Genomic DNA, 25,018 nt, shown 5'->3' with positions numbered 1-25,018 from the left:
GTATTTTTAAGAAATTCGTTTCAAAATTAATATCAATGTACTAAAAATTTTCATCTGAAAGATATACCAAATCGTTGCAAAAACTGTCTATTTCTTCTATATCACTTACCAATTTAGCAATCTTTGTTTTTTCTTTTAGAAAAGAAATAGTCTCTTCTTCAGAAGCTGCTTTTAATTTTTTGAAATATTCTCTTCCCAACCTATTATTGTGTAAATCCATGGCTTCTTCTATAGCTTTATTAGGGGCTAATTTTTCGTGTAAATCAGTAATTTTTTGAGCCCAAACAATAGATTTATCTTCATCTTTAGATTGTAACAAGGTCTTTTGGCAAATCAATATGTTCCATAACGCATGCCTAAACGCATTCGCTTTTCCGTGATGATGATGTAAATTTCCATACAAAGCATCACAAATAATCATCGTTTTTTTGGTAGCTCTTAACGTAGGAATAATAAAAAATGGTTTTTGGATAGCTACTCCTGATATTTTAAAAAGCTGCCAGAAATCAAACCTTCTTATCAGGTCTCGGATTTTCATCGTTACACCTTATATTCCTTTACGGCATCCACAAAGGCTCTGGCATTTTCTACAGGAATGTTAGGTAAAATTCCGTGTCCCAAATTAGCGATATACCGATCTTTACCGAACTCATCAATCATTTGTTTTACCATCTTTTTGATATCCGATGGAGGCGACAGCAGTCTAGACGGATCAAAATTACCTTGTAATGTAATATTTCCTCCCGTAAGATATCTGGCGTTTCTAGCAGAACAAGTCCAATCTACTCCTAAAGCTGCTGCACCAGAATTTGCCATTTCATTAAGTGCAAACCAACATCCCTTACCAAAAACAATTACTTCTGTCTCGTCTTTTAGTGCGTCTACAATCTGTTGGATATACTTCCACGAAAACTCTTGATAATCTACTGGAGAAAGCATACCGCCCCAACTATCAAATACCTGAACCGCATTGACTCCTGTAGCTACTTTTTTCTTTAGATAAGCAATTGTGGTATCCGTAATTTTTTGCAATAACTGATGAGCGGCTTCTGGCTGTGTAAAACAAAAACCTTTTGCTTTATCAAAATTCTTAGACCCTTGTCCTTGAACAGCATAGCACAATATCGTCCACGGTGATCCGGCAAAACCAATAAGCGGAACTCTGTTATCTAGTTTTTCCTTTGTCATCTTAATTGCATCCATCACATATCCTAATTCTTCATCGATATCCGGAACAATAACCTGATCTATATCTGCTTGTGATCGAATTGGGTTTGGTAACCAGGGACCAATACCATCCTTCATTTGCACTTCTATATTCATCGCTTGTGGAATTACCAAAATGTCGCTGAATAATATAGCTGCATCCGGACCAATAATATCGATGGGCTGAACGGTAATTTCTGAAGCTAATTCTGGTGTTCTGCATCGAGTAAAGAAATCATACTTTTTCTTTAACGCCATAAATTCTGGCAAATATCTCCCAGCCTGACGCATCATCCATACTGGTGGACGATCAACCGTTTCTCCTTTTAATGCTCTTAGAAATAAATCGTTTTGTATCATATTTGTTTATCAAAGTATTTTACCGCTTGAACAATTACATTCTCTACGGTTGGTTTATTAGCAACAATGATATTGTTGGTATGTTTTTTAGCTTCAGAAGCCGTAGTATTCCCTATACAAAAGGCTATACTTTCTCCTATTATATTATCAGATATATAGCTCTGAACCCCAGATGGACTGAAAAAGAATATTCCGTTAAAGGTACGATCAAATTTCTTAGGCTTCTGATGTGTTTTATACACTACAACCTCTTTGAATTGAACATTATTTTCTTTTAAAATTGAAGGTAATTCATCTCTTCTGATGTTTCCACAAAAAAAGAAAAATTGTTCATTCTTATAGTTTTTTAAGATGATTTTACCTAAATCTGAAGCATTTTGAGCAGTTTCTATGACTTTTAGCCCATTTTCTTCTAAAAGCTTTTTTGTATTCTCGCCGACACAAAAGGAATTCTGAATTCTGAATTCTGAATTCTGAATCGCCTTTGCAGCATTCTTACTGGTAAAAATTGCATTCTCTATGTTTTGACCAAAATGGATAGGAAGTAATTCGATATCAATTGCATTATAATCTACAAATCCAATTCCTGAATGTAGTAGCAGCTCTTTTTGTGTTGTAGAGAGTTTTTTGGTGGATAATATGCTAACATTAGAGTTCAATTATTTCAAATCTGCTTTAATCTTCTTCATTAATTCTTTACCTCCATTATTTAATATCTCTTGCGCACAGCGTATACCAAAATTCTTCTTATCGTCTAGTTTAATGGTTTTGAATACCTCGATTTTATCTTTCCCATCTAAACTGAATAGAACTCCTTTAAAATGAATTTGATCTTTTATAATTTCTGCCAACGCTCCTATTGGTGCTGTACAACCTCCTTCTAATTCTCTAAGAAATTCTCTTTCTATGTGTACACATACTTCGGATGCTTCGTGATTAAGATGCGAAAGTGCTTCAATGCAAAACTCGTCTTTTTCTTTAGCAACTACGAGCATAGCTCCTTGTGCAGGAGCCGGAACCATCCAATCAAGATCCAAATATTCTTTGGGTTTTAGGTTGATACGTTCTAATCCTGCTGCTGCAAAAATAGCTCCATTCCAGTCGCTATCTTTTAGCTTTTGCATTCGGGTGTTTACATTTCCTCTTAGGTCAACTACCCGGTGGTTAGGATATTTATGTAGCCATTGTGCTTGTCTTCTTAGACTTCCTGTCGCTATGGTTCCTTTTTTGTCCAAAAAATCCACTCCTTTATGTAAGAGTATATCTTTTGTGTTAGCTCGTTCTAAAATTGCTGCTTCAACAATACCTTTCGGCAATGCCGTAGGAACATCTTTCATAGAATGAACAGCAATATCAATGTCGTTATTGATCATTGCAATGTCTAAAGTCTTCGTGAAAATCCCAGTGATTCCTAATTCATATAGTGGTTTGTCCAGCACAATATCTCCGGTAGATTTTACAGGAACCAAAGTTGTTTTGTATCCAAGTATTTCTAACTTATTCTGTACGGTATGAGCCTGCCAAAGTGCTAATTGACTATCCCGGGTACCAATGCGAATGGTTTTGCTTTCCACTATTTATCTTCGATTTGGAATACTTTCTGAATCAATTCAATACTTTCCTCAGATACTGTATTTTCATCCTTTAAATGATTCGCGAAGTGGTTTGTGATTTTTTGAATAATACGATCACTGATAATTGTGGCTTGTTCCTCATTAAAATCAGTTATTTTTTTTCGCTGTAGATTAATTTCAGCATCCTTTAAAGAAATCAGCTTATTTTTTAAAGCTTTAATGGTCGGTGCAAATTTCCTGGTCTCCATCCAGCTATCAAACTCTGATCGCACCTCATCAATTATGGCTTCTGCTTTAGGTATATGCACTCTGCGGCGCTGCAAGGTGTTATCTGTTATTTTAGATAAATCATCCATATGTACCAAAGTTACATTTGGTAATTCTGTAACATTCGTATCTACATTTTTTGGAATAGATAAATCTAAAATGAGTAGAGGCTTATCGCAATTAATGATTTCTTTAGTGATTGTCGGTTTTTGAGCACCGGTAGCTACTATTAGTACGTCAGAATGATTTACTTCATCCTGTAGCTCATCAAAACCTTTAACTACAAGGTTAAATTTTCCAGCTACCTTTTCTGCTTTGTCCCTTGTTCTGTTGATTAAGACAATGTGATCATTCTTCGTGTGCTTTACAAGATTCTCACAAGTATTTCTACCGATTTTTCCTGTTCCAAACAGAAGTATATTTTTATCTGACACATAAGGAACTCTAGCTAATATGTATTGTACCGCTGCAAAACTAACTGATGTAGCACCGCTGGAAATATCTGTTTCGTTTTTAATTCTTTTACTTGCCTGGATTACAGCGTTAGTTAATCTTTCTAGAAACGGATTGATCATTCGTACCTTCTTAGATGCCCTAAACCCAGCTTTTATTTGTCCAATGATTTCAAAATCCCCTAAAATTTGACTATCCAATCCTGTACCCACTTTGAACAAATGGGCAACTGCTTTACTATTTTTGTGTACATATGCTACTTTTTCAAATTCTTCGACAGTACCATGAGTATGCTCACATAATAGTTTAATAAGTTGAAAAGGATGTTGTGCAAAACCATAGAGTTCTGTACGGTTACAGGTTGACATAACCAAAAGTCCTTCTATCCCTTCTTTTTTAGCTTGTTTAAGGATTGCCATTTTCGCCTCTTCATTTATACTAAAATGACCACGTATTTCGGCGTCAGCCTTTTTATAGCTGAGACCAATTGTGTAAAAATTTGTTCCTTTCTTACGTAGGTGAGGCTCCATTGGGTTATTTTCAATTTTTCCGTAGCAAAAATATCCTACAACAGCTTTAAAAAATAACGCTAGGAGTTTTTAAAGTATCGAAAAGCGTTATTTATACCTTGAATTATGCAAAAACGGGTAAAAACACCTATTTTTGTATGTGTCCCAAAGATTACGATTTTATTAATTTAGATTTATTCTAAATAAATGCATTTAGAAACATGGAAATACAACTGAAAAATAACGCTCCAGGAATTTTAGAAGAAACTATTATAGAAGATGGTTTTTATATTCTGAAGTTCCAGAACGGAACTAATGATAATCAGCGAATTATAAGAGATATTAATAGTAGTTATATTCAATTTCATTTTTGTGTAAAAGGAAACTTGAAATTTAACTTCAATAATGGAAGTTACGCAATACCATTACCAGAAAAAAAATCTCTCTTACTGTACAATCCACAAAGAGATCTTCCTATGAACCTGGAAATGGAAAAAGATTCGTGGTTAGTTTCTCTTTTAATCTCAATAAAAAAATTTCACTCTCTGTTTTCTAAAGAAGCAGACTACATTCCTTTTCTTGGAGAAGGCAATCGAGATAAAAAATATTACACCGATGCAGACATCTCTCCATCAATGACTGTAGTTCTCAACCAAATTTTGAGTTATAATCTTCATAAATCGATTAAGCTATTATATTTTAGGGCAAAAGCTTATGAATTGCTAAGTCTATATTTCAACAAACCAGAGGATGCAGATATAGACCAATGTCCATTTTTGGTGGATGAAGAAAATGTACTTAAAATCAAAAGAGCCAAGGAGATTATCATCTCCAGGATGTCAGAACCTCCTACACTTCAAGAATTATCAAAAGAAATTGGATTACCTCTTAGCAAACTAAAAGATGGTTTTAAACAAATTTACGGAGAGCCTGTATATGCCTTTTTGTTTGATTATAAAATGGAAGTTGCCCGTCAATTACTTGCTGCCGGAAGTCATAATGTTAATGAGGTTGGTTTAAAAGTAGGATATAGTACAGCTAGCCATTTTATAGCTGCTTTCAAAAAGAAATTTGGTACAACGCCAAAAAAATACGTGATGAATCTAAGTTAATTACAACTAATCAAGAGTTTCCTTTACAGGAATTCCTTCTCCTTTTTGTAAAGAAACAATAGAGTCATACATCCCTCTATTATCTTCATCAGCATCTGCCAAGACAGATACAAACTCAAAATGCTCTAATAATTCTAAAATAAAAGGCAACTTGTCATTTTGGACATCTACAATAATACGTTTCATTTTCATGCTTTTTTGATTACCTAAAAATAAAAAAATAATGATTGTAAATCCCTAGTTTATCATATTTTAACTCGAATCACTTGTATGTTACCATTACTTGTTAACAAAACACTACTCGCTTGTTCTATCTCAAACTCGATTACTATACTCAATTCTATAATCTAGAAGTCTTATTATAATTTTATGATCTATCCATGGAATTGTTTGTATTTTTACTTTTCGAAATAGACAAAATATGAGTAAGGGTGCGCTTCTTGTTAACTTAGGATCTCCTGATAGTACAGATCCTAAAGACGTAAAGAAATATCTTGGAGAATTTTTAATGGATCCTCGAGTAATCGATGTTCCATTATGGGCCAGAACACTTTTGGTCAAAGGAATCATCTTAAATACAAGACCAAAGAAATCCGCTGCAGCATATAAAAAAATATGGTGGGATGAAGGTTCTCCACTCATTGTCCTATCCGAAAGATTACAGAAAAAAGTTTCAGAACGAACCTCTGTTCCGGTTGGTTTAGCAATGCGTTATGGATCTATGAGTATTAAGAAAGGACTGCAGGAATTAGATGAAAAAGGAGTAAATGAGGTACTTATAATTCCGCTGTACCCACAATTTGCTATGGCCACCACAGAAACTATTTTAGTACTTGCCGAAGAATTACGAAAAGAACATTTTCCTCATATGCAATTTACAGATATTCCTGCTTTTTACGATAAACAGGAATATATAGAAGTATTATCTAAAAGCATTCACGAAAAAATTAAGGATTTAGACTATGAGCATCTGCTATTCAGTTATCACGGAGTACCTGAGCGACACATAAGAAAGAGTGACATTAGTAATGGAAACTGTAAAATGGACGGAAAATGTTGCTTTAAAAAAGGTTCTATACAGCATGAATTCTGTTATCGTCATCAATGTGAAATGACAACGCTACAAGTAGCTAAAAAATTGGGGCTCAAAAATGGAACCTATTCTACCTCATTTCAATCCAGATTAGGATTTGATCCCTGGCTTCAACCCTATACTGATAGGACTATTGAAAGAATGGGGAAAGAAGGAATCAAAAAAATGGCTATAGTTACTCCTGCATTTGTTTCTGATTGTCTGGAAACACTCGAAGAAATTGCAATGGAAGGAGAAGAAATTTTTCACGAAGTTGGAGGAAAAGAATTTACCACAATTCCTTGTCTTAATGATCGGGATGATTGGGCAAATGTATTAGGAAACTGGGTAAATGAGTGGGTAGAAGCTAAAACTCCTGTTGAATCTGAATAATATTCCGTGAGCTTGATTAAAGAGAAAAATAAATTATAGCTCAAATTAAAACATCACTAACCCTAGAACCAAATTCAATCATGAAAAGAATTCACGTATCATCAATTCTTGGTATATTTCTTTTATGTTCTTTCTTTTATTCGTGTGAAAATGAAGAAGTCGTAGATCTAAATACAGATGCATCTATACATTCAAAAAACGTATTAAACGCTTCTATTGGTATAATAGGTGATGTTACCAATATATCCACTAATACCTCAGGAGGGACTTTATTAATGGGTGGTAGTACCGATGTGGATGCCGCGATGCTTTGGATGCTTCAAAAATCCGGAGGAGGTGATATCGTTGTTCTTAGGTCAACAGGAACCGATGCTTACAATCAATATCTATTTGATCTTTACGCAGTTAATTCTGTAGAAACATTGCTTATAGACTCCAAGGAAAAAGCTAATTCACCATTAACCGAAGCTACCATACGAAACGCAGAAGCAGTTTTTATCGCAGGAGGAGATCAATATAATTATGTGAGCTTTTGGAAAGATACTAAAGTTGAAAATGCCTTAAATTATCTTAGAAATATCAAAAAAGTGGTCATCGGTGGAACCAGTGCAGGATGCGCTATACAGGGTGGTATCTATTTTGATGCTGAAAATGGGACCATTCGATCAGAAGATGCTTTACGAAATCCCTACCATAGAAATTTGACCCTGCAAAAACATAATTTTATTGATAACCCCTACTTAAAAAATGTAATCACCGACACCCATTATGATGATCCAGATAGAAGAGGTCGTCATATTACTTTTTTAGCACGGATTCATCAGGATTGGGGAATACGCGGAAAAGGAATAGGAGTCGATGAACGCACAGCTGTCTGTATTGATGAAACTGGAAAAGCTAGAGTTTTTGGAGAAGGGTATGCTTTTTTTCTGAATCAGTATTTTTATGGACCTGAACGATGTTTACCCAGACGATCGTTGGATTGGTATAGAGATCAACGCGCAGTTGAAGTATATAAAGCAAGTGGTACCAGCAATGGTAGTCACTATTTTATGTTGGATCGATGGACCACAGGTTCTGGCGGTTCTTGGCAATATTACTACATAGATCGAGGAAGATTACGAATTTCGTATTAACAAACAAAAAGGTAAATGGCAAAAGTTAGTTCTGACGATTTGGGCACACAACCCATTGGAAAACTTCTTATTCAGCAAGCAGTTCCTGCCTCGATAGGAATATTGGTCATGTCTTTGAACATGATTGTTGATACGATTTTTTTAGGTCGTTGGATAGGACCCCTAGCTATCTCTGCCATTACTGTAGTGATCCCTGTCACCTTTTTTATCGGAGCTATAGGTTTGGCTGTTGGTATAGGAGGAAGCTCTGTATTATCCAGAGCTTTAGGATCTGGCGATCGTGATAAAGCGTTAAGGGTTTTTGGTAATCAGACAACGTTAACTTTTCTAACCTCTGGATTTTTAGCCTTGATGGGTTTGGTTTTCCAGGACTACCTTATTGGCTTTTTTGGTGCTGATGATTCTTTCAAAGAGTATGCTTTAACATATTACCGCATTGTTCTCTATGGTATTGTGATGTTATCCATGTGTATGATGGGTAATAATGTAATACGTGCAGAAGGAAAACCAACTTTTGCAATGGTCGCAATGATACTGCCCGCAATCGGCAATATCTTCATGGATTATTTATTGATAAATGTTTTAGGCTATGGTATGGAAGGAGCCGCTTGGGCTACTTTTATTAGTTATGCTATTTGTTTTGGATTTATCGTTTGGTTTTTCTTTGTTAAAAGTGAATTACGTTTAAATCTTGAATGTTTTAGACTCAAAGCTAAAATAGTCAAAGAAATTAGTGAATTAAGTTTTGTTACTTTGGCTAGACAAGGCACTATTGCCGTTCTTACAGTTCTACTAAATAATGTTCTAATCAGACATGGGGACGCTTTGGATGTGGCAGCCTATGGTATTATAAGTAGAATGCTCATGTTTGCACTTTTTCCTGTAATCGGAATAAATCAAGGATTTATGCCGATCGCTGGATATAACTACGGCGCAGAAAAATACCAAAGAGTAAGAGAAGCTATTAATACTTCTATTAAATACGGAGGGTTACTTGCAATTATGATTTTTTCAATAATTATGATTTTCCCAGAAAGTTTTGTTTCTCTTTTTGTAAGTAGTAAAGAATCTCTAGATCAAGAAACTTTGGCTAATAACGCAGAAATATTAAAAAGAACTCCCGATGCACTTAGACTGGTATTTCTAGCAACTCCTGTCATAATTGTGCAACTTATCGGATCGGCGTATTTTCAATCTATAGGAAAAGCAGTGCCTGCATTGTTATTAAGCCTGACCAAGCAAGGGTTTTTCTTGATACCTCTCATTCTTATTTTACCTCCATTTCTTGGAGTTTTAGGTGTTTGGATCGCATTTCCTATTGCAGATGTACTCTCTACAATCCTTACGGGATACTATCTTAATAGAGAAGTGAGAAAAACGCTTGTTATACCAAAAACCGGATAATTACAAATTATCCAAAGACAACTTGATACAACTACTAAAACCAACTTGGTTAAATTTACGTGAAAATCTTTTTCAATAGATATTTATTCCAGATTTTAGTACACCGTCATATGGACACCTAACATTTTTTAATGTTAAGTCGTAAAAAATAAACTCAATTAGATGTACTCGAAAATTATTAAACTCACACTTGTTGCCCTTCTTATGGTCGGCAATTTCTCATCAGCGCATGCGCAAACTTATAACGAAGAACTTTACGATGCACTCGAATATCGCCTAATTGGTCCTTTTAGAGGTGGTCGCAGTGCCGCCGTGACAGGAGTACCAGGAAAACCTAATCTATTTTATTTTGGAGCTACAGGTGGCGGTGTTTGGAAAACTACCGATGGAGGTCGTACTTGGGAAAACATATCAGATGGATTCTTTGGTGGATCCGTTGGTTCTATTTCAGTTTCTAAAAGTGATCCCAATGTAATTTATGTAGGTGGTGGAGAAAAAACGTTACGTGGTAATGTCTCTTCGGGATATGGAGTTTGGAAAAGTGTAGATGCTGGAAAAACCTGGATACAATCCGGTTTGCCAAAAAGCAGGCATATTCCCAGAATTGCGATTGACCCTACCAATCCGGATATTGTGTATGCCGGGGTTTTAGGAAACATTTATAAACCAACTCAGAATAGAGGTGTCTATAAAAGTAAAGATGGAGGAAAAACTTGGAATATGGTATTATTTGCCAATCAAAATGCAGGTGCAGTTGATCTTACTTTGGATCCGAACAACCCAAGAATCCTATATGCTTCTACCTGGAATGCCAGAAGAACACCTTACAGTTTAAGTTCTGGGGGAGATGGTTCTGCTCTATGGAAAAGTACTGACAGTGGGAAAACCTGGAAAGAAATCTCAAAAAATAAAGGTTTCGCTAAAGATACTTTAGGAATCATAGGAGTAACTGTTTCTCCTGTAAACAGTGAAAGAGTATGGGCAATTGTAGAAAATAAAGAAAATGGTGGTGTTTATAGAAGTGATGATGGCGGTGAAACCTGGAATCTTTTAAATAGTGATAGAAGTCTGCGTCAACGCGCTTGGTACTATACAAGAATCTATGCCGACCCCAAAGATAAAGATGTGGTGTATGTAGTTAACGTATCCTATCATAAAAGTAAAGATGGAGGAAAAAACTTCAGCAGTTTCAGAGCTCCGCACGGAGACCATCACGATCTCTGGATAGCGCCAGAAAATCCAAATCGTATGATCATTGGAGATGACGGCGGTGCCCAAATTACGTATGACGGTGGCGAAACCTGGAGTACCTATCACAATCAACCAACTTCTCAGTTCTACCGTGTTACTACTGATAACAGTTTCCCTTACAGAATTTATGCAGCTCAACAGGACAATTCGACAATAAGAATCAATCACCGCAGTACAGGGTGGTCTATTTCTGAGGATGATTGGGAATCTACTGCCGGGGGAGAATCAGCGCATATAGCTATTGATCCTAAAGATAATGACATTGTATACGGAGGTAGTTATGATGGTTTCCTTACCAGAATCAATCATAAAACGGAAACGGTAAGATCTATTAGTGTTTGGCCAGATAATCCAATGGGACATGGTGCCGAGGATATGAAATATCGTTTTCAATGGAATTTCCCGATTATGTTCTCTAAACATAATCCAAATAGACTTTATACGTTCTCAAATCAGGTACATGTTACTGAAAATGAAGGTCAAAGTTGGGAAGTTATAAGTCCGGATCTTACTAGAAATGATCCAAGCAAGCTAAAATCTTCCGGGGGGCCTATTACTCAAGATAATACTTCGGTAGAATACTATTGTACCATTTTTGCCGCTGCTGAAAGTCCTCTTAAGGAAGGGGTGCTGTGGGTTGGAAGTGACGACGGACTCGTTCATATCAGTAAAGATGGTGGGCAAAACTGGAGTAATGTAACCCCAAAAGGGATACCCGAATGGACCATGATCAATAGTATCGAACCTAGCAGTTTTGATGAAGGAACGTGCTACATTGCCGGAACCAGATATAAATCTGGAGATTTTGCTCCATATTTATATAAAACCACTAACTATGGTCAATCGTGGACAAAAATCACAACCGGCATAGATAACGAGCACTTCACGCGTGTGCTCCGAGCAGATCCCAAAAGAAAAGGCTTATTGTATGCGGGTACCGAAACAGGAATGTATATTTCTTTTAATGATGGCGTTAACTGGAAACCTTTTCAGTTAAACCTTCCCATCGTTCCTATTACAGATCTAGCAATAAAAGATAATAATTTGATAGTAGCAACCCAAGGAAGAAGTCTTTGGATTATTGACGATTTGACCGTATTACACCAGCTTAATAACAGTGCAAAAACACAGGAAAACATTTTATTTCAGCCAAAGGACACTTACAGAATGAGAGGTGGGAGCCTAAAAGACTCTAAAACTGAAGGAACCAATCACCCAAGTGGAGTAATGACGTATTTCTATTTAAAAAACTTTGAAAAAGAAAAAGATACGGTGTCTTTAACCTATTTCAATACTAAGGGCGACACCATTAAATCTTTTAGTTCTGCTGCGAAAGAAAAAAAAGACCAACTAGTTGATCTAAAAAAAGGAGCAAATCAATTTAATTGGAATATGCGAGGTGATGGGGCAGAAAAACTAAAAGGAATGATCTTGTGGTGGGCAAATCTTGATGGCCCAAAAGCTGTTCCAGGTACTTATAAAGTAAATCTTAATGTAAATGGAAAAGAAGTATCTCAACAACCATTTAAGATTCTGGCAGATCCAAGAGCAGAAGCAACTATACAACAAATGCAGCAACAATTTGATTTTATAACCAGTGTAAACCAAACAGTAGATAAAGCACATCAATCAATCAAAAAAATTAGAAAAATTAACACGCAGCTCAAATCATTTGCTACACAATATAAAAATGACGAAAAAACAAAAGACTTAGTGGCTAAAGCTAAAGATTTACAAAAGCAGTTTGGTGAAATCGAGAAAGCATTGTACCAAACCAAAAATCGTAGTGGTCAGGATCCTTTAAATTTCCCTATTAAGTTGACCAACAAACTTGGACACCTCAATTCGTTGGTAGGAATGGGAGATTTTGGACCAACAGCACAGGACATTGCAGTAAAAGATGAATTAACAAAACAGATCAATGATCAACTGAAGGCTTTTGATAAATTAATTTCAGAAGAAATAAAAAGCTTTAATACAGAATTCAATACCTTGCAACTTAATTATCTGTTTGTTGAAGAATAAATGCAAGAATACTATAACTATATAAAAGCCCTACATCTCATCTTTGTAATTACTTGGTTTGCAGGGCTCTTTTATATCCCAAGATTATTTATCTATCAAATCGAAGCCTTTCAGAAACCCTCTCCTGATAAAGAAATATTAGGGGATCAATTAAAACTGATGGCTAAACGCCTTTGGTTTATCATCACCTGGCCTTCGGCTGTTCTGGCTACATTATTTGCAGTTTGGTTATTAATCCTAAGACCGGGAATATTGCACAATGGATGGATGCACGTAAAATTGGGGTTTGTTTTATTACTTTTCATCTATCATTTAAAAAGTCACCAAATTTTTAAACAGCTTCAGGTAGGTATTATAAAGTGGACATCTAATCAAATGAGACTGTGGAACGAAGGAGCCACTATCATTCTTTTTGCTGTTATTTTTTTAGTTATCGTAAGAGACGCAGTTAACTGGATTTATGGAGTAATCGGAATTTTATCGCTAGCCATTCTGTTAATGTTTGGTATAAAATTTTACAAAAGAGTTAGGGATAAAAACCCAAATGCCTAGGATTACTAAATTTTTAAAATTTGAGTTTTTTTCCAAAAACATATACCAGTAAGAACAATCGGTCTGTTACAATAAGGCAAGCCCTTTTTGCTGACGCTGATCAATTATTAAACCTTAAACTAGCGTATTTAAAAAACACAGAAAGTCTACCCCTATTTGCTGATGAGTACCCCAATGATGTTTGTCAAGAAAGAGATATGATCGAAAGATATCAATCTGAAAAAAATAGTATAATTCTTGTGGCTATTTCAGAAAATGCTATGATAGGAAACATTGATCTTACAGGTAGTTGGAGAAAAAAAATGCAACATACTGCCGTTATAGGTATGGGTGTCGATCTAAAATGGCAAAATCAAGGTATTGGAACCTTTTTGTTGCAAAGCGCAGTGGACTGGGCTCAAAAAAATAAAATATTAAAAACAATTTGGTTAGAAGTATATGCAAATAATAATCCGGGCATTGAATTATATAAAAAATTGAAATTTAAGCAATCTGGAGTTGTGCCTAATTTTTTTAAAGAAAAAGGAACTTATATTGATAAAATCATGATGTACAGAGAAGTATATTGAGATTGTAAATCAACCATAGGATGGCATTTTGCTGCATTTGTAGGGATCCTTTTGATATTACTAATTCTGCATTCATAATTAGTTCGTATCTTCGTGTAATTTTTTAAACGAGATACCGATATTATCTTATGATCAAATCCATGACAGGTTTTGGGAAATCAATCCTTCAACTTCCTACCAAAAAAATAACTATTGAGGTAAAATCCCTAAATAGTAAAAACTTAGATCTTAACGCCAGAATTCCCTCTCAATACCGCGAAAAAGAGCTGGAAATGAGAAAAACGATTGCCAAAGCGTTAGAAAGAGGTAAAGTTGATTTTAGTTTATATGTAGAAGTTACCGCAGAGGAAAACTCAACTAAAATCAATGAGGATATCGTTAAAGATTATATCAAGCAACTAGAATCTATCTATAACTCTGAAGATAAATTAGAAATGATGAAAATGGCTGTTCGTATGCCTGATGCATTAAAAACTGAACGTGCCGAGGTGGACGAAAAAGAATTTGAAGCCATAAAAGGCGGTTTGAAGGAAGCCCTGGAAGCTATTGAAAGCTATAGATTGGATGAAGGAAAAGCGCTAGAAAAGGATTTCGTTACTCGCATTGAAAACATCGGTGACTTACTAGAAAAAGTTATTGCAATTGATCCAGAGCGTATCGAACTAGTAAGAGAAAGATTGCATAAGGCTGTTTCTGAATTAAAAGAACAAGTGGACGAAAACCGATTTGAACAAGAATTGGTGTATTATCTTGAGAAATTTGATATCACAGAAGAAAAAGTCAGATTAGCCAATCATCTTGAATACTTTACAACCACTCTAAATTCTAAAGACTCTAATGGAAAAAAATTGGGTTTTATAACTCAGGAAATTGGTCGTGAGATCAACACCATAGGGAGTAAATCCAATTATGCTTCTATGCAACAACTGGTAGTACAAATGAAGGATGAATTAGAGAAAATAAAAGAACAATTATTGAATATTCTGTAATACTGATATACGTCTTTACCCAATCTTGGTAAAATTTATATAGATGAAACAAGGAAAACTTATCGTGCTGTCTGCGCCATCAGGAAGTGGAAAAACTACTTTAGTTAAATATTTATTACATAAAGAAGAGTTAAACTTAGATTTCTCTATTTCCGCTGCTTCCAGAGAACCTCGCGGAGGAGAAGTACACGGAAAAGATTATTATTTTCTTTCACTAAGGGAGTTTAAGGACAAAATTAAAGCTGACGAGTTCCTGGAATGGGAAGAAGTATACCGAGATAACTTTTATGGAACATTAAAAACAGAAGTACAACGTATCTGGGATAAAGGAAAACATGTGATTTTTGATATCGATGTAGTTGGTGGTCTAGATATCAAAAGAATTTATCCGGATCGCACATTGGCTATTTTTATAAAACCCCCGAGTATTGAAGAATTGAAAATTCGTTTAAAAAAGCGCAAAACAGAATCAGAAGATAAAATCAATATGCGAGTAGCCAAGGCCTCTACAGAAATGGCTACTGCGCCTCAGTTTGATGCTATTGTAACCAATGACGATTTAGAAAAAGCAAAAATAGAGGTGTATCAATTGGTTAAGAAGTTTCTATTAGGTTAATTACATTTTCATAATAAGATTACCGGTTTTCCGAGAATCGAAAAACAAGTTTTATCCATGAAAAAGATAGGCTTATATTTTGGTACGTTTAATCCTATTCATATAGGTCATTTGGCTATTGCTAATCATATGGCAGAATATTCTGATCTCGATGAAATCTGGATGGTAGTTACGCCGCACAATCCATTTAAAAAGAAAAACTCTTTACTGGATAATAACCATCGATTAGAAATGGTATATCGTGCTACAGAATCATACCCAAAACTAAAGCCCAGCGACATCGAGTTTAAGCTACAGCAACCAAATTATACGGTGAATACCTTAGTTCATCTACAGGAAAAATATCCTGATTATGAGTTTCATCTAATTATGGGCGAGGACAATCTGAAAAGCTTCCATAAATGGAAAAACTACGAAGTAATATTAGAAAACCATCACATCTATGTATATCCCCGTATCTCTGAAGGGAAAACAGATCATCAATTTAAAGATCATCTGAAAATTCATAAAGTTGCTGCACCGATTATGGAAATCTCTTCCACTTTTATCCGAAAAGCTATTCTGATAGGTAAAAATATCAGACCCTTATTGCCGAAAGAAGTATGGGAATATATTGATGAAATGAATTTTTATAGGTAGAAGAAATAGATTTATGATAAGATCTATAATGTCAGTCTGAGCTTGTCGAAGACTATTTTAAAACTTCGACAAGCTCAGTTTGAAAAAGAAATATTTATCTTCCAGGAAAATCAGCCTTTCTTTTTTCTAAAAATGCTGTAGTTCCTTCTTTAAAATCGTCAGTTCCGAAACAATTTCCGAATTCTTTTATTTCAGTTTTAAAACCATTGACACCGTCTTCATAAGCAGCATTTACTGCATTGATAGCTGCTCCAATCGCTACAGAAGAATTTCTCATAATTTTACTCGCAATTTTTTCTGCTAGAGGTAATAACTCTTCTTGTGGAACCACGTGATTTACCAATCCATAATTTAACGCTTGATTGGCATCAATCATTCCAGCCGTCATTATCATTTCCATAGCTCTGCCTTTACCTACTAACTGAGGTAAACGTTGGGTACCACCATATCCTGGGATCACACCCAAGGATACTTCTGGTAATCCCATTTTAGCATTATCACTCGCAATTCTAAAATGTGCTGCCATCGCTAATTCTAATCCTCCACCAAGCGCAAAACCATTTACCGCGGCAATAACCGGCGTAGATAGGTTAGCTACAAAATCAAAAAGCAGTTCCTGCCCTTTTGCTGCCAATTGACCTCCTTGATCAACCGAAAAATTAGCAAATTCGCTTATATCCGCGCCAGCTACAAAAGCTTTTTCTCCGCTTCCGGTAATGATAATAACCTTAGTCTTGATATCCTTGTTAGCAGTATCAAAAGCATCGTGAAGTTCCTGAATTGTTTCTTTGTTAAGTGCGTTTAATTTTGAGGGTCGATTGATGGTAATAGTTGTGATACCATTTTGATGAGATGTGAGAATATTAGTATGCATTATGTCTGTTGTTTGTTTATTATTTTATGTCCCTTTCAAAGTACAAGTAGAAATACATCCCCATCCCAAAATCTTCTACGTCGGTAGACACCAATCTCCATCCATCTTTTGCATAGAGATCCAGTTTTTCCTGAATGTCCTTTGATGAAGATTTTAAAATATGTTCTTTATCAAAAGTAATTTTCGAATAATAAATCAAAGATTCTAATTTATACTCTTTCATATGTTAATGATATTTATTGTTCTTTCGGGAATTTCACCTTAAAAACGGTTCCTTTCCCCTCTTGGGATGTAAAGGTAATACTTCCGTCATAGGTTTCCACAATATTTTTAACCATTCCCAAACCTAATCCCATGCCGCTACTCTTGGTGGTAAATTTTGGCTCAAAAACCTTCTTTTTGTTTTCTTCATTAATTCCTATTCCATTATCAGCAACTGTGATCACCACATTATCCTTTTCTGTAAAAACATTCACCATAATTTTAGGAGTCTGATCTTCTGGGATCGCCTGGATAGCATTTTTTACCAAATTGGTTACTACACGTATTAACTGCGTTCTATCAAATTTTGCTATAATCTCTTCCTTTTCAGATGGAAAAATAATATAATCTTCATTAAAAATATCAAGTGCTAATCTCACAACCTTTACTACGTCTAGGGTTTCCCTTTTCTGCGCCGGCATCTGTGCAAAATTAGAAAATGCCGATGCAATAGAACTCATAGTGTCTATTTGCTGAATTAAGGTGTCACTATATTCCTTTACTTTCTGACCAATATTTGGATCGCTGGGATCAAATTTGCGCTGGAAACTTTGAACCGTTAATCTCATCGGCGTCAATGGATTCTTAATCTCGTGGGCTACCTGTTTTGCCATTTCTCTCCATGCAGCTTCTCGCTCACTTTTTGCAAGCATTGCGGCACTTTCTTCTAACTCATCAATCATACTATTATAAGCGCTGACGAGTGAGTAAATTTCATCACTAGAGTCTCCTATTCGAATTCTTTTATTTCGTTTATCTAAACGGGTTTGATCAATCGTATCTGAAATTGTCTTAAGAGATCGGGTAATATATTTTGAAAGAAAATATGCAAGGACTATTGCAATGAGTAACATCAAAAGGTAAACCTGACCAAGCCTTTTTAAAGACTCCCACAGTTCTCTAGAAAAGAAATTATCATCTTCTAGATAGGGTAAATTAAGTATCGCTAATGGTTTTGACTTATCATCTTTGATGTATGTGTAAGAAGACAAAAAGTGTTCTCCGTTTTTCTCAGACACCCCTAAATACCTTTTTTCGTAACCACTGTCCAAAGTATCTATTATATGCTGATTCAACTGCATATCAGTTGTGTCATTTACAAAGGTTTCTTCTGACTTAATTAATAATTTACCTGATAAGTTATAAATATTGATGGGTAATGAATGTTCGTGAGATATCTGATTAATTCTTTTTTTCTCTCTAAATATCAACGCAACATTTTCTTCGGTTACTGGATAAGTAGTGCTTCTCAACGCATTATTAATTGCTATTTTTATACGCTCTTCCTTTCTTTCCAACCGCTCACGATGATAGTCTTCTGCCTCCTCTTTGTATTGATATACCGTAATGGCTGCAACTAAGACAGAAGCCAACAAAACTAATACGGTCATAGAAATAAAAATCCTTGTTCTAAGAGAGAGTTTAGTAAGCTTCATAGTATTCTTTGAAACGTAAATATAACAAATATCACACCAAAATTGTTTTAAATAGAAACCCTGATCAGCACTCAACGACATTCTTTTTCTTTGAGTGGAATTGCTCAAATTTACTTAGCTTTGAATCTATGGATAACAGCTCATTACTTTCTGTAAAAAACCTCAATGTTTCTTTTATTTCTGAAAAAAAAGAAACAAAAGTATTATACGATATTTCGTTTGATATTTATCCAAACGAAATTATAGGTGTTGTCGGTGAATCAGGAAGCGGTAAATCTGTTACTTCTCTTGCTGTGATGGGTTTACTTCCTGCTAACTCTGCAAGGGTTTCGGGTCAAATTCTATATAAAAACCGTTCTCTACTCAATTTAGAAGATAAAATACTTAGGTCAATTCGCGGCAATGAGATTGCTATGATTTTTCAAGAACCTATGAGTTCTTTAAACCCTTCTATGAAATGCGGAAAGCAAGTAGCAGAGATTCTATTACAACATACCAGCCTGTCTAAACCTGAAGCAAAAGCAGAAGTTTTATCATTATTTGAAAAAGTAAAACTCCCTGATGGAATCAGGGCTTATAATTCTTATCCTCATCAGTTAAGTGGTGGTCAAAAACAACGTATTATGATTGCCATGGCTATAGCTTGCAAACCAAAACTACTGATCGCAGATGAGCCTACAACTGCCTTAGATGTAACCGTACAAAAAGAAATCATTGGGCTTTTAAAAGAACTTCAGAAAGAATACAAAATGAGTATTCTTTTCATTTCTCATGACTTATCGCTAGTGTCTGAAATTGCTGATAAAGTTCTGGTAGTGTATCAAGGTAAAATGATGGAATATGGTACTGCCGAGCAAGTCTTTCACACTCCTCAAAATGACTATACCAAAGCATTGATTCACGCCCGACCTTCCTTAAAGGTAAGATTCAAAACATTACCAACTATTAAGGATTACCTGGGGGATCAGGAAAAAGAAAGACCCATTATTTCTAAAACACAACGTGAACAAAAGCATAAAAAACTGTATAGTAAATCTCCTTTATTGGAAGTTAAAAATGTAGAAAAGATATTTTTTTCTAAAGTAGGGATATTTGGTAAAAAAGAATTTAAGGCAGTAGATGGTGTAAGTTTTAAGCTCTACGAGGGCGAAACTCTAGGACTTGTTGGTGAATCGGGATGTGGTAAATCTACCCTAGGTAATACTATTTTACAGTTAGACAAAGCAAACAGTGGAGAGATCTTATATAAAGGAAAGGATATTACAAGAATCTCTTCTTCAGAAATAAGAAATTTAAGAAAAGAAATTCAACTCATTTTTCAGGATCCTTTTGCGTCTCTTAATCCCCGTTTAACAATTGGTAAGGCTATTATGGAACCTATGAAAGCCCATAAGTTATACATTAATGACGCAGAGCGAAAGGAAAAAACCATTGATCTATTAAAAAGAGTTGGATTAGATCCAGCTTTCTTTAATAGATATCCCCACGAATTCAGCGGTGGACAGCGACAACGCATCGGAATTGCAAGAACAATCGCATTACAGCCTAAATTAATCATCTGTGATGAATCTGTAAGTGCATTGGATATATCAGTACAGGCACAAGTATTAAATTTACTCAATGAACTTAAGGAGAAATTTGGTTTTACCTATATTTTTATCTCTCATGATCTGGCAGTTGTAAAATATATGTCGGATCAATTATTGGTCATGAATCAAGGTAAAATTGAAGAATACGGAGATGCCGATATGATTTACGAAAATCCAAAGAAAGAATACACAAAAAAATTAATCAATGCCATTCCAAAAGGTCTATAATATATAGCATTAAGATAATAGGCCACCTCTTAAAATCATACTGATTTTAAATTGTAAGTGTTTACTTTTCCCCATTCATCAGCACTAAAGTTTTAAAACCATAAAACTTAACGTGATGAAAACAGTAATTGTTACAAAATTTAAAAAAACACTTTTTGCATTGATAGCACTATTTTGCATATCGTGTGAAACTGATATCCCAGAAACAGATACTAATGCTCCTACTTTTACTTTTAATATCTCGGGAGATGGCTTTAATCAAACATTTGACCAAGACGATGATTTTTCCAGTTTTCAACTAAACTTACGCTCAGATACAGAGTATAGCTTTATTTATTCGGGTGGTGACGCTGGTGGCGTTAAAAGAATATCATGGCAATATCCTCACGATTATATAGAATTTTCTACAGATATACCAAGTCCTTGGGAAAGTAGCACCCTAACATTTCTCTCAAGTCTGATTTACTGGAATGGTGATGCAACAAATCCTACAACTGGAAATATTTTGGCGGGTAAACTTATTACCAATGGAGATGGTGTAAGCATTTCTTTTTCTTTTCTCGTTAGAGATTTTGGAGGATTGGATGGAGTATCGAATACTACAGAAAGAACATTGAATATTTATATCAACGAACAAAACACAGAAGTCATCGGTCTCTGATATCATCATTATATGACTTTAAAAAACCTATCTGGATTCTTCAGATAGGTTTTTTTAAACCTAAATGTTTACCTATTCCAAAAAGATAACACTAATCATAAACTTTAAAACTTAAAATGATGAAAACAACAATGAAATTTTTAACGTATGTAATGATGGCTTTTGCCCTAGTATTCACAACTGCTTCTTGTGATGGAGAAGACGGAATGGACGGTGCAGAAGGGCCACAAGGACCCGCTGGACAAGATGGAAATGCCAATGTAATCGTAAGAACTGTAGATAATGTAGTCTGGACAGAGGCAAGTTATCTTGGCAGAACAGCAAATCAATTTGTTATTACGGATAACGATATTACACAAGATGTATTAGATAATTCTTTGATTCTAGTCTATTTTCAATTGTTTGGAGATGATATATGGTATCCAATGACGTACAGTTTTCCGTACGCAAGTGGAGATTCAGAGATGATTACATTTACATATAGTCTTAATACATTATCCATATATGCCTTATCAACATCAGGGCCTCTAAACTCCGCGATATCCCAATTGAAATATGTGATTATCGAAGGAACGCAAACAAGCGCTGCAGATTTTAACAGCTTTGAAGAATTACAATCATATTACAATCTAGACTAATAAAATCAACTTATTTCAAATACAAATCAAACCTATCTTCAGCTTAAAGATAGGTTTTTTCGTATTTGATGTTTACCTAACATATTCAAGCTGCACTAATAGGAAACATTAAAACGTAAAAAATGAAAACGACAATGAAATTTTTAAGCTATTTTTTAATAGCATTTGCTATGGTATTAACTTCTAGTTCTTGTGATGGAGAAGACGGAATGGATGGTGCAGAAGGGCCACAGGGTATCGCTGGTCAAGATGGAGCTGACGGACAGGACGGCGCTGATGGACAAGATGGTCAAGATGGGGAAGATGGAAACGCAGAGGTAATCTACAGTGATTGGATCCCTGCTGATTTTCAAGGATCCTCAACTTCCGTAAAATTTATGGGGATTGATTTTCCTTCTGAGTTACCAAGTGCAGCATCTATAAGAGATACGCACGTCATCCTAGTCTATTATTCAGGATTCGGGGATGGAAACACGTATCAATTACCTGTTTTAAATTTTAGAGGTGCTCAATTTACATTTGGATATGGTAGTGGTAGTGCTGCTGCTTCAGACATAAATATAACCGCACGTGCCTTGAGCGGAGATCTTACTGAATTTCAGATTGATCCTACAAGAGGGGCTAAATTTAGATATGTGATAATACCTCCAAATATTCTCGTGGGGCGTTCTTTTGTAGACTTTTCTGACTATGAAGCTGTGATCGAAGCTTACGGAATTAAAGACTAAACAAGTTCTTCCATCTCATCTAAACCTTCAGGATTATTCCCTGAAGGTTTTTTTGAATCTCTTGTTATTTTTATCTTCAATTTCGTAGCTTTAGAACGCAAATTTTAAATTTACACACCGATGGGAATTTTCGATGAAATAAAGAAAAAGCTTAGTAACGAATTTATTGACATTGTAGAATGGTTAGACAATACACAGGATACCATTGTACATAGATTTGAAAGATATCAAAATGAAATAAAAAATGGTGCTCAACTGATCGTACGAGAAGGACAAACAGCTGTTTTTGTAAACGAAGGACAGTTAGCCGATGTTTTTAAACCGGGTACCTATACCTTAAACACACAGAATTTACCAATTTTAACAACATTAAAAGGCTGGAAATATGGTTTTAATAGCCCGTTTAAAGCTGAAGTGTACTTTGTAAATACCCGTCTGTTTACAGATGAAAAATGGGGAACAAAAAACCCGATTACTCTTAATGATGACCGTTTCGGATTGGTAGAGATCAGAGCTTTTGGAACCTATGCTTTTAAAATTAGTGATCCTGGAAAATTTATTGTTGATATTGTTGGAACAGATGCCAATTTTACCAATTATGAAATTAATGAACATCTAAAAAGTCTAATTTCCACAAGATTTACAGATACCGTAGGAGAAGCTAACTTTCCGATAGAATTATATGCCGCCAATACCACCGAATTGTCTGAAACTTGTAAGGAAGTTATGCAACCAGAATTTAACTCTGTGGGTATTTCTTTAGAAAAATTCTTTATTGAGAATGTTTCTATGCCAGAAGATCTTAAGAAAGAGATTTTTGAATACAGTAGAATTGACAAACTTGACCTTGACAAATTAACAAAGTTTAAAACCGCTAAAGCTATTGAAGCTGCTGCTGCCAATGAAGGTGGAACAGCTGGTGCCGGAATGGGAATGGGAATGGGATTTGTTCTCGCTCAGCAAATGGGGGGAATGATGAACCCGATGGCCTCGCAGCAACAAATGCAACCTCAGCAAACTACTCCGGTTGCTCCTCCTCCAATGCCTATTCAAGTTCAATATTTCTATGCTCTTAACGGACAACAGGCAGGACCTGTATCTTTTGAGCAATTAAAAACGTTGTTTGCCAATCGAACCGTGAACAAAGATTCTTTGGTTTGGAAACAAGGTATGTCCAACTGGACTGCGATTAAAGACGTTGAAGAATTAAAATCTTTCTTAGGAGGTAGTACACCTCCACCATTGCCCGGAGCGTAATAACGTATAATTATACTTTGAAAAATACCATCATCCTAATCTTCTCTCCCAAGAGAGAAGGTGCATTTATTAGTATAAAAAATTAGTAAATTCCTACATGGAAGAAGAAAAAAAAGCATTTTCTGAACAAAAAAAATCATGTGTTAATTGTGGTGCCGAGCTAACTTACAAACCAGGTACTACAGAAATTAAATGTGACTATTGCGGGCACGAAGAAGCTATTATACAAAATGAAGATGGTTTTCAGGAATTAGAACTAAAGCCTTATCTCGAAGAAATGGGTTCCCTTTCTCATTCTGAAGAGATCATGATGCTTCATTGTAAAAACTGTGGCGCAAACCAACACATAGAGGAAAATTATAAATCCCTACATTGTGTATACTGCACCATGCCTTTGATTATAGAAGATGCCTATAAGGAAGATTGGATTTTACCGGGAGCTGTATTGCCATTTCAGTTTGATCAAAAAAAATCCCATCAGATATTTTCGAAATGGGTTAAAGGATTATGGTTTGCTCCAAACAACTTGAAAAAAGCTGCTTTAGACCCTCAACATACCAAAGGTCTATATCTTCCTTACTGGACATTTGACGCACAATTATATGCTACCTATACCGGACAAAGAGGAGATTATTATTATGTAAGTGTTCCCTACACCACAACAGTGAATGGAAAGACTGTACAACGGACAAGACAAGAACGTAGAACACGATGGACTCCGGCAAGTGGTAGTGTTAGTGGTTTTGTGGACGATACACTAATCAAGGCCTCTCATCAACGTAAAAATCCAATACCCACTAAAATTGCGCATTGGAATCTTCAGGATTTGGAACCCTTTAACACTGGCTATCTTGCAGGATTTGTAACCGAAAAATATACAATACCTCTCAAAGATGGTCATTTGTCTTCTACCCAAGAAGCAGAAAGAATTGCACGTTCCTGGGCACGCCACGATATAGGAGGTGACACACAACGAGTACATTCCATAAATATGAGTTTATCTGAAGAAACATTTAAACACATTTTACTTCCTGTCTACATTAGTGCATACCAATATAGTGGTAAGAAATATAATTTCTTCGTTAATGGACAAACGGGTAAAATATCTGGAAAAAGGCCCTATTCTTTCTGGAAAATATTCTTTTTTGTCCTCTTAATTATTGCAGTAATTGCCTTGATTATTTGGGTAGCCGATACATATGGGAACCAGCAATAGCAA

25 protein-coding genes are annotated in these 25,018 nt (G+C 35.4%); 16 read left to right on the top strand and 9 right to left on the bottom strand.

Annotation, left to right across the window (positions count from 1 at the left end):
- Positions 1-40: 40 nt before the first annotated feature.
- Genes ACE94K_RS04365 through hemA form a run of 5 tightly spaced genes read right to left on the bottom strand, consistent with a single transcriptional unit; the run spans position 41 to position 4,390 of the window.
- On the bottom strand, positions 41-538 hold the full coding sequence (locus ACE94K_RS04365) for a DUF6973 domain-containing protein (RefSeq protein WP_378180455.1): 498 nt from the start codon (positions 536-538) through the stop codon (positions 41-43).
- A gap of 2 nt (positions 539-540) precedes the next feature.
- Positions 541-1,566, bottom strand: a complete 1,026-nt coding sequence (gene hemE, locus ACE94K_RS04360; RefSeq protein ID WP_378180452.1) for a uroporphyrinogen decarboxylase — start codon at positions 1,564-1,566, stop codon at positions 541-543.
- Positions 1,563-2,225, bottom strand: coding sequence for a uroporphyrinogen-III synthase (locus ACE94K_RS04355; RefSeq protein ID WP_378180449.1), 663 nt, complete (start codon positions 2,223-2,225; stop codon positions 1,563-1,565). Before ACE94K_RS04355 ends, hemE begins: the two co-directional genes overlap by 4 nt.
- Positions 2,226-3,140: a hydroxymethylbilane synthase gene (gene hemC, locus ACE94K_RS04350; RefSeq protein WP_378180446.1), complete on the bottom strand. Its 915-nt coding sequence runs from the start codon at positions 3,138-3,140 to the stop codon at positions 2,226-2,228.
- Positions 3,140-4,390, bottom strand: a complete 1,251-nt coding sequence (gene hemA / locus ACE94K_RS04345; protein WP_378180443.1) for a glutamyl-tRNA reductase — start codon at positions 4,388-4,390, stop codon at positions 3,140-3,142. Before hemA ends, hemC begins: the two co-directional genes overlap by 1 nt.
- A 200-nt stretch (positions 4,391-4,590) precedes the next feature.
- Here hemA and ACE94K_RS04340 point away from each other — a divergent pair, with 200 nt between their 5' ends.
- Positions 4,591-5,481, top strand: a complete 891-nt coding sequence (locus ACE94K_RS04340; RefSeq protein ID WP_378180440.1) for a helix-turn-helix transcriptional regulator — start codon at positions 4,591-4,593, stop codon at positions 5,479-5,481.
- Positions 5,482-5,487: 6 nt separating this feature from the next.
- Here the strand turns inward: ACE94K_RS04340 and ACE94K_RS04335 are convergent, their stop codons facing one another.
- Positions 5,488-5,667, bottom strand: a complete 180-nt coding sequence (locus ACE94K_RS04335) for a hypothetical protein (protein ID WP_378180436.1) — start codon at positions 5,665-5,667, stop codon at positions 5,488-5,490.
- A 235-nt stretch (positions 5,668-5,902) separates the two neighbouring features.
- Between ACE94K_RS04335 and hemH the strand changes: the two genes are divergently transcribed.
- The 9 genes from hemH (at position 5,903) to nadD (ending at position 16,127) form a co-directional block, all read left to right on the top strand.
- Positions 5,903-6,946 (top strand): ferrochelatase, encoded by a 1,044-nt coding sequence (gene hemH, locus ACE94K_RS04330; RefSeq protein ID WP_378180433.1) that lies wholly within the window; start codon positions 5,903-5,905, stop codon positions 6,944-6,946.
- A gap of 80 nt (positions 6,947-7,026) precedes the next feature.
- Positions 7,027-8,082, top strand: coding sequence for a cyanophycinase (locus ACE94K_RS04325; RefSeq protein WP_378180430.1), 1,056 nt, complete (start codon positions 7,027-7,029; stop codon positions 8,080-8,082).
- 15 nt (positions 8,083-8,097) lie between these two features.
- Positions 8,098-9,486, top strand: a complete 1,389-nt coding sequence (locus tag ACE94K_RS04320; RefSeq protein ID WP_378180427.1) for an MATE family efflux transporter — start codon at positions 8,098-8,100, stop codon at positions 9,484-9,486.
- Between the two features lie 204 nt (positions 9,487-9,690).
- Positions 9,691-12,762 (top strand): glycosyl hydrolase, encoded by a 3,072-nt coding sequence (locus ACE94K_RS04315; protein WP_378184218.1) that lies wholly within the window; start codon positions 9,691-9,693, stop codon positions 12,760-12,762.
- A complete protein-coding gene (locus ACE94K_RS04310) occupies positions 12,763-13,314 on the top strand; it encodes a CopD family protein (RefSeq protein WP_378180424.1) in 552 nt (183 codons plus the stop codon).
- Between the two features lie 20 nt (positions 13,315-13,334).
- Positions 13,335-13,883, top strand: coding sequence for a GNAT family N-acetyltransferase (locus ACE94K_RS04305; protein ID WP_378180421.1), 549 nt, complete (start codon positions 13,335-13,337; stop codon positions 13,881-13,883).
- A gap of 128 nt (positions 13,884-14,011) precedes the next feature.
- Positions 14,012-14,872 carry a YicC/YloC family endoribonuclease gene (locus tag ACE94K_RS04300; RefSeq protein ID WP_378180418.1) on the top strand — a complete coding sequence of 287 codons (861 nt, stop codon included), beginning with the start codon at positions 14,012-14,014 and terminating at the stop codon, positions 14,870-14,872.
- Between the two features lie 43 nt (positions 14,873-14,915).
- On the top strand, positions 14,916-15,488 hold the full coding sequence (gmk, locus tag ACE94K_RS04295; RefSeq protein ID WP_378180415.1) for a guanylate kinase: 573 nt from the start codon (positions 14,916-14,918) through the stop codon (positions 15,486-15,488).
- A 57-nt stretch (positions 15,489-15,545) separates the two neighbouring features.
- Positions 15,546-16,127 carry a nicotinate (nicotinamide) nucleotide adenylyltransferase gene (nadD, locus tag ACE94K_RS04290; RefSeq protein WP_378180412.1) on the top strand — a complete coding sequence of 194 codons (582 nt, stop codon included), beginning with the start codon at positions 15,546-15,548 and terminating at the stop codon, positions 16,125-16,127.
- Positions 16,128-16,221: 94 nt separating this feature from the next.
- Here nadD and ACE94K_RS04285 read toward each other — a convergent pair whose 3' ends face one another.
- From ACE94K_RS04285 to ACE94K_RS04275, 3 genes are read right to left on the bottom strand one after another with little or no spacing between them, the layout of a single operon-like run.
- Complete coding sequence (locus tag ACE94K_RS04285) at positions 16,222-17,004, bottom strand: enoyl-CoA hydratase/isomerase family protein (protein WP_378184216.1); 783 nt, start codon at positions 17,002-17,004, stop codon at positions 16,222-16,224.
- Between the two features lie 16 nt (positions 17,005-17,020).
- On the bottom strand, positions 17,021-17,224 hold the full coding sequence (locus ACE94K_RS04280) for a DUF4177 domain-containing protein (protein ID WP_378180409.1): 204 nt from the start codon (positions 17,222-17,224) through the stop codon (positions 17,021-17,023).
- Positions 17,225-17,237: 13 nt separating this feature from the next.
- The gene (locus ACE94K_RS04275; RefSeq protein ID WP_378180406.1) at positions 17,238-18,698 is read right to left on the bottom strand and encodes a PAS domain-containing sensor histidine kinase; all 1,461 of its coding nucleotides are present in this window, start codon (positions 18,696-18,698) and stop codon (positions 17,238-17,240) included.
- Positions 18,699-18,826: 128 nt separating this feature from the next.
- Here ACE94K_RS04275 and ACE94K_RS04270 point away from each other — a divergent pair, with 128 nt between their 5' ends.
- From ACE94K_RS04270 to ACE94K_RS04245, 6 genes are all read left to right on the top strand, one after another.
- Entirely contained in the window at positions 18,827-20,515 is a 1,689-nt protein-coding gene (locus ACE94K_RS04270) for an ABC transporter ATP-binding protein (protein ID WP_378180403.1), read from the top strand.
- 115 nt (positions 20,516-20,630) lie between these two features.
- Complete coding sequence (locus ACE94K_RS04265) at positions 20,631-21,176, top strand: hypothetical protein (RefSeq protein WP_378180401.1); 546 nt, start codon at positions 20,631-20,633, stop codon at positions 21,174-21,176.
- 131 nt (positions 21,177-21,307) lie between these two features.
- Positions 21,308-21,814 (top strand): hypothetical protein, encoded by a 507-nt coding sequence (locus ACE94K_RS04260; RefSeq protein ID WP_378180399.1) that lies wholly within the window; start codon positions 21,308-21,310, stop codon positions 21,812-21,814.
- A gap of 122 nt (positions 21,815-21,936) precedes the next feature.
- The gene (locus ACE94K_RS04255) at positions 21,937-22,542 is read left to right on the top strand and encodes a hypothetical protein (protein WP_378180397.1); all 606 of its coding nucleotides are present in this window, start codon (positions 21,937-21,939) and stop codon (positions 22,540-22,542) included.
- A 120-nt stretch (positions 22,543-22,662) separates the two neighbouring features.
- Positions 22,663-23,799 (top strand): SPFH domain-containing protein, encoded by a 1,137-nt coding sequence (locus ACE94K_RS04250; protein ID WP_378180395.1) that lies wholly within the window; start codon positions 22,663-22,665, stop codon positions 23,797-23,799.
- A 97-nt stretch (positions 23,800-23,896) separates the two neighbouring features.
- Positions 23,897-25,015, top strand: coding sequence for a DNA helicase PriA (locus tag ACE94K_RS04245; protein ID WP_378180393.1), 1,119 nt, complete (start codon positions 23,897-23,899; stop codon positions 25,013-25,015).
- Positions 25,016-25,018: the final 3 nt, after the last annotated feature.

It is taken from the genome of Aquimarina besae, from assembly GCF_042434905.1.
In the GTDB taxonomy this organism is placed as follows: Bacteria; Bacteroidota; Bacteroidia; order Flavobacteriales; family Flavobacteriaceae; genus Aquimarina.
This window is presented reverse-complemented; position numbering and strand designations above follow the sequence as displayed.

Excerpts from the sequence above, each read along its gene's own strand:
- ACE94K_RS04325 (WP_378180430.1), top strand. The coding sequence starts at position 7,027 with ATGAAAAGAATTCACGTATCATCAATTCTTGGTATATTTCTTTTATGT.
- ACE94K_RS04260 (WP_378180399.1), top strand. The coding sequence starts at position 21,308 with ATGAAATTTTTAACGTATGTAATGATGGCTTTTGCCCTAGTATTCACA.
- ACE94K_RS04280 (WP_378180409.1), bottom strand. The coding sequence starts at position 17,224 with ATGAAAGAGTATAAATTAGAATCTTTGATTTATTATTCGAAAATTACT.
- ACE94K_RS04365 (WP_378180455.1), bottom strand. The coding sequence starts at position 538 with ATGAAAATCCGAGACCTGATAAGAAGGTTTGATTTCTGGCAGCTTTTT.
- nadD (WP_378180412.1), top strand. The coding sequence starts at position 15,546 with ATGAAAAAGATAGGCTTATATTTTGGTACGTTTAATCCTATTCATATA.
- ACE94K_RS04270 (WP_378180403.1), top strand. The coding sequence starts at position 18,827 with ATGGATAACAGCTCATTACTTTCTGTAAAAAACCTCAATGTTTCTTTT.
- ACE94K_RS04315 (WP_378184218.1), top strand. The coding sequence starts at position 9,691 with ATGGTCGGCAATTTCTCATCAGCGCATGCGCAAACTTATAACGAAGAA.
- ACE94K_RS04255 (WP_378180397.1), top strand. The coding sequence starts at position 21,937 with ATGAAAACGACAATGAAATTTTTAAGCTATTTTTTAATAGCATTTGCT.
- hemA (WP_378180443.1), bottom strand. The coding sequence starts at position 4,390 with ATGGAGCCTCACCTACGTAAGAAAGGAACAAATTTTTACACAATTGGT.
- ACE94K_RS04335 (WP_378180436.1), bottom strand. The coding sequence starts at position 5,667 with ATGAAACGTATTATTGTAGATGTCCAAAATGACAAGTTGCCTTTTATT.
- ACE94K_RS04265 (WP_378180401.1), top strand. The coding sequence starts at position 20,631 with ATGAAAACAGTAATTGTTACAAAATTTAAAAAAACACTTTTTGCATTG.
- ACE94K_RS04320 (WP_378180427.1), top strand. The coding sequence starts at position 8,098 with ATGGCAAAAGTTAGTTCTGACGATTTGGGCACACAACCCATTGGAAAA.
- ACE94K_RS04340 (WP_378180440.1), top strand. The coding sequence starts at position 4,591 with ATGGAAATACAACTGAAAAATAACGCTCCAGGAATTTTAGAAGAAACT.
- ACE94K_RS04245 (WP_378180393.1), top strand. The coding sequence starts at position 23,897 with ATGGAAGAAGAAAAAAAAGCATTTTCTGAACAAAAAAAATCATGTGTT.
- ACE94K_RS04300 (WP_378180418.1), top strand. The coding sequence starts at position 14,012 with ATGATCAAATCCATGACAGGTTTTGGGAAATCAATCCTTCAACTTCCT.
- ACE94K_RS04275 (WP_378180406.1), bottom strand. The coding sequence starts at position 18,698 with ATGAAGCTTACTAAACTCTCTCTTAGAACAAGGATTTTTATTTCTATG.
- hemE (WP_378180452.1), bottom strand. The coding sequence starts at position 1,566 with ATGATACAAAACGATTTATTTCTAAGAGCATTAAAAGGAGAAACGGTT.
- ACE94K_RS04310 (WP_378180424.1), top strand. The coding sequence starts at position 12,763 with ATGCAAGAATACTATAACTATATAAAAGCCCTACATCTCATCTTTGTA.
- ACE94K_RS04250 (WP_378180395.1), top strand. The coding sequence starts at position 22,663 with ATGGGAATTTTCGATGAAATAAAGAAAAAGCTTAGTAACGAATTTATT.
- gmk (WP_378180415.1), top strand. The coding sequence starts at position 14,916 with ATGAAACAAGGAAAACTTATCGTGCTGTCTGCGCCATCAGGAAGTGGA.
- hemH (WP_378180433.1), top strand. The coding sequence starts at position 5,903 with ATGAGTAAGGGTGCGCTTCTTGTTAACTTAGGATCTCCTGATAGTACA.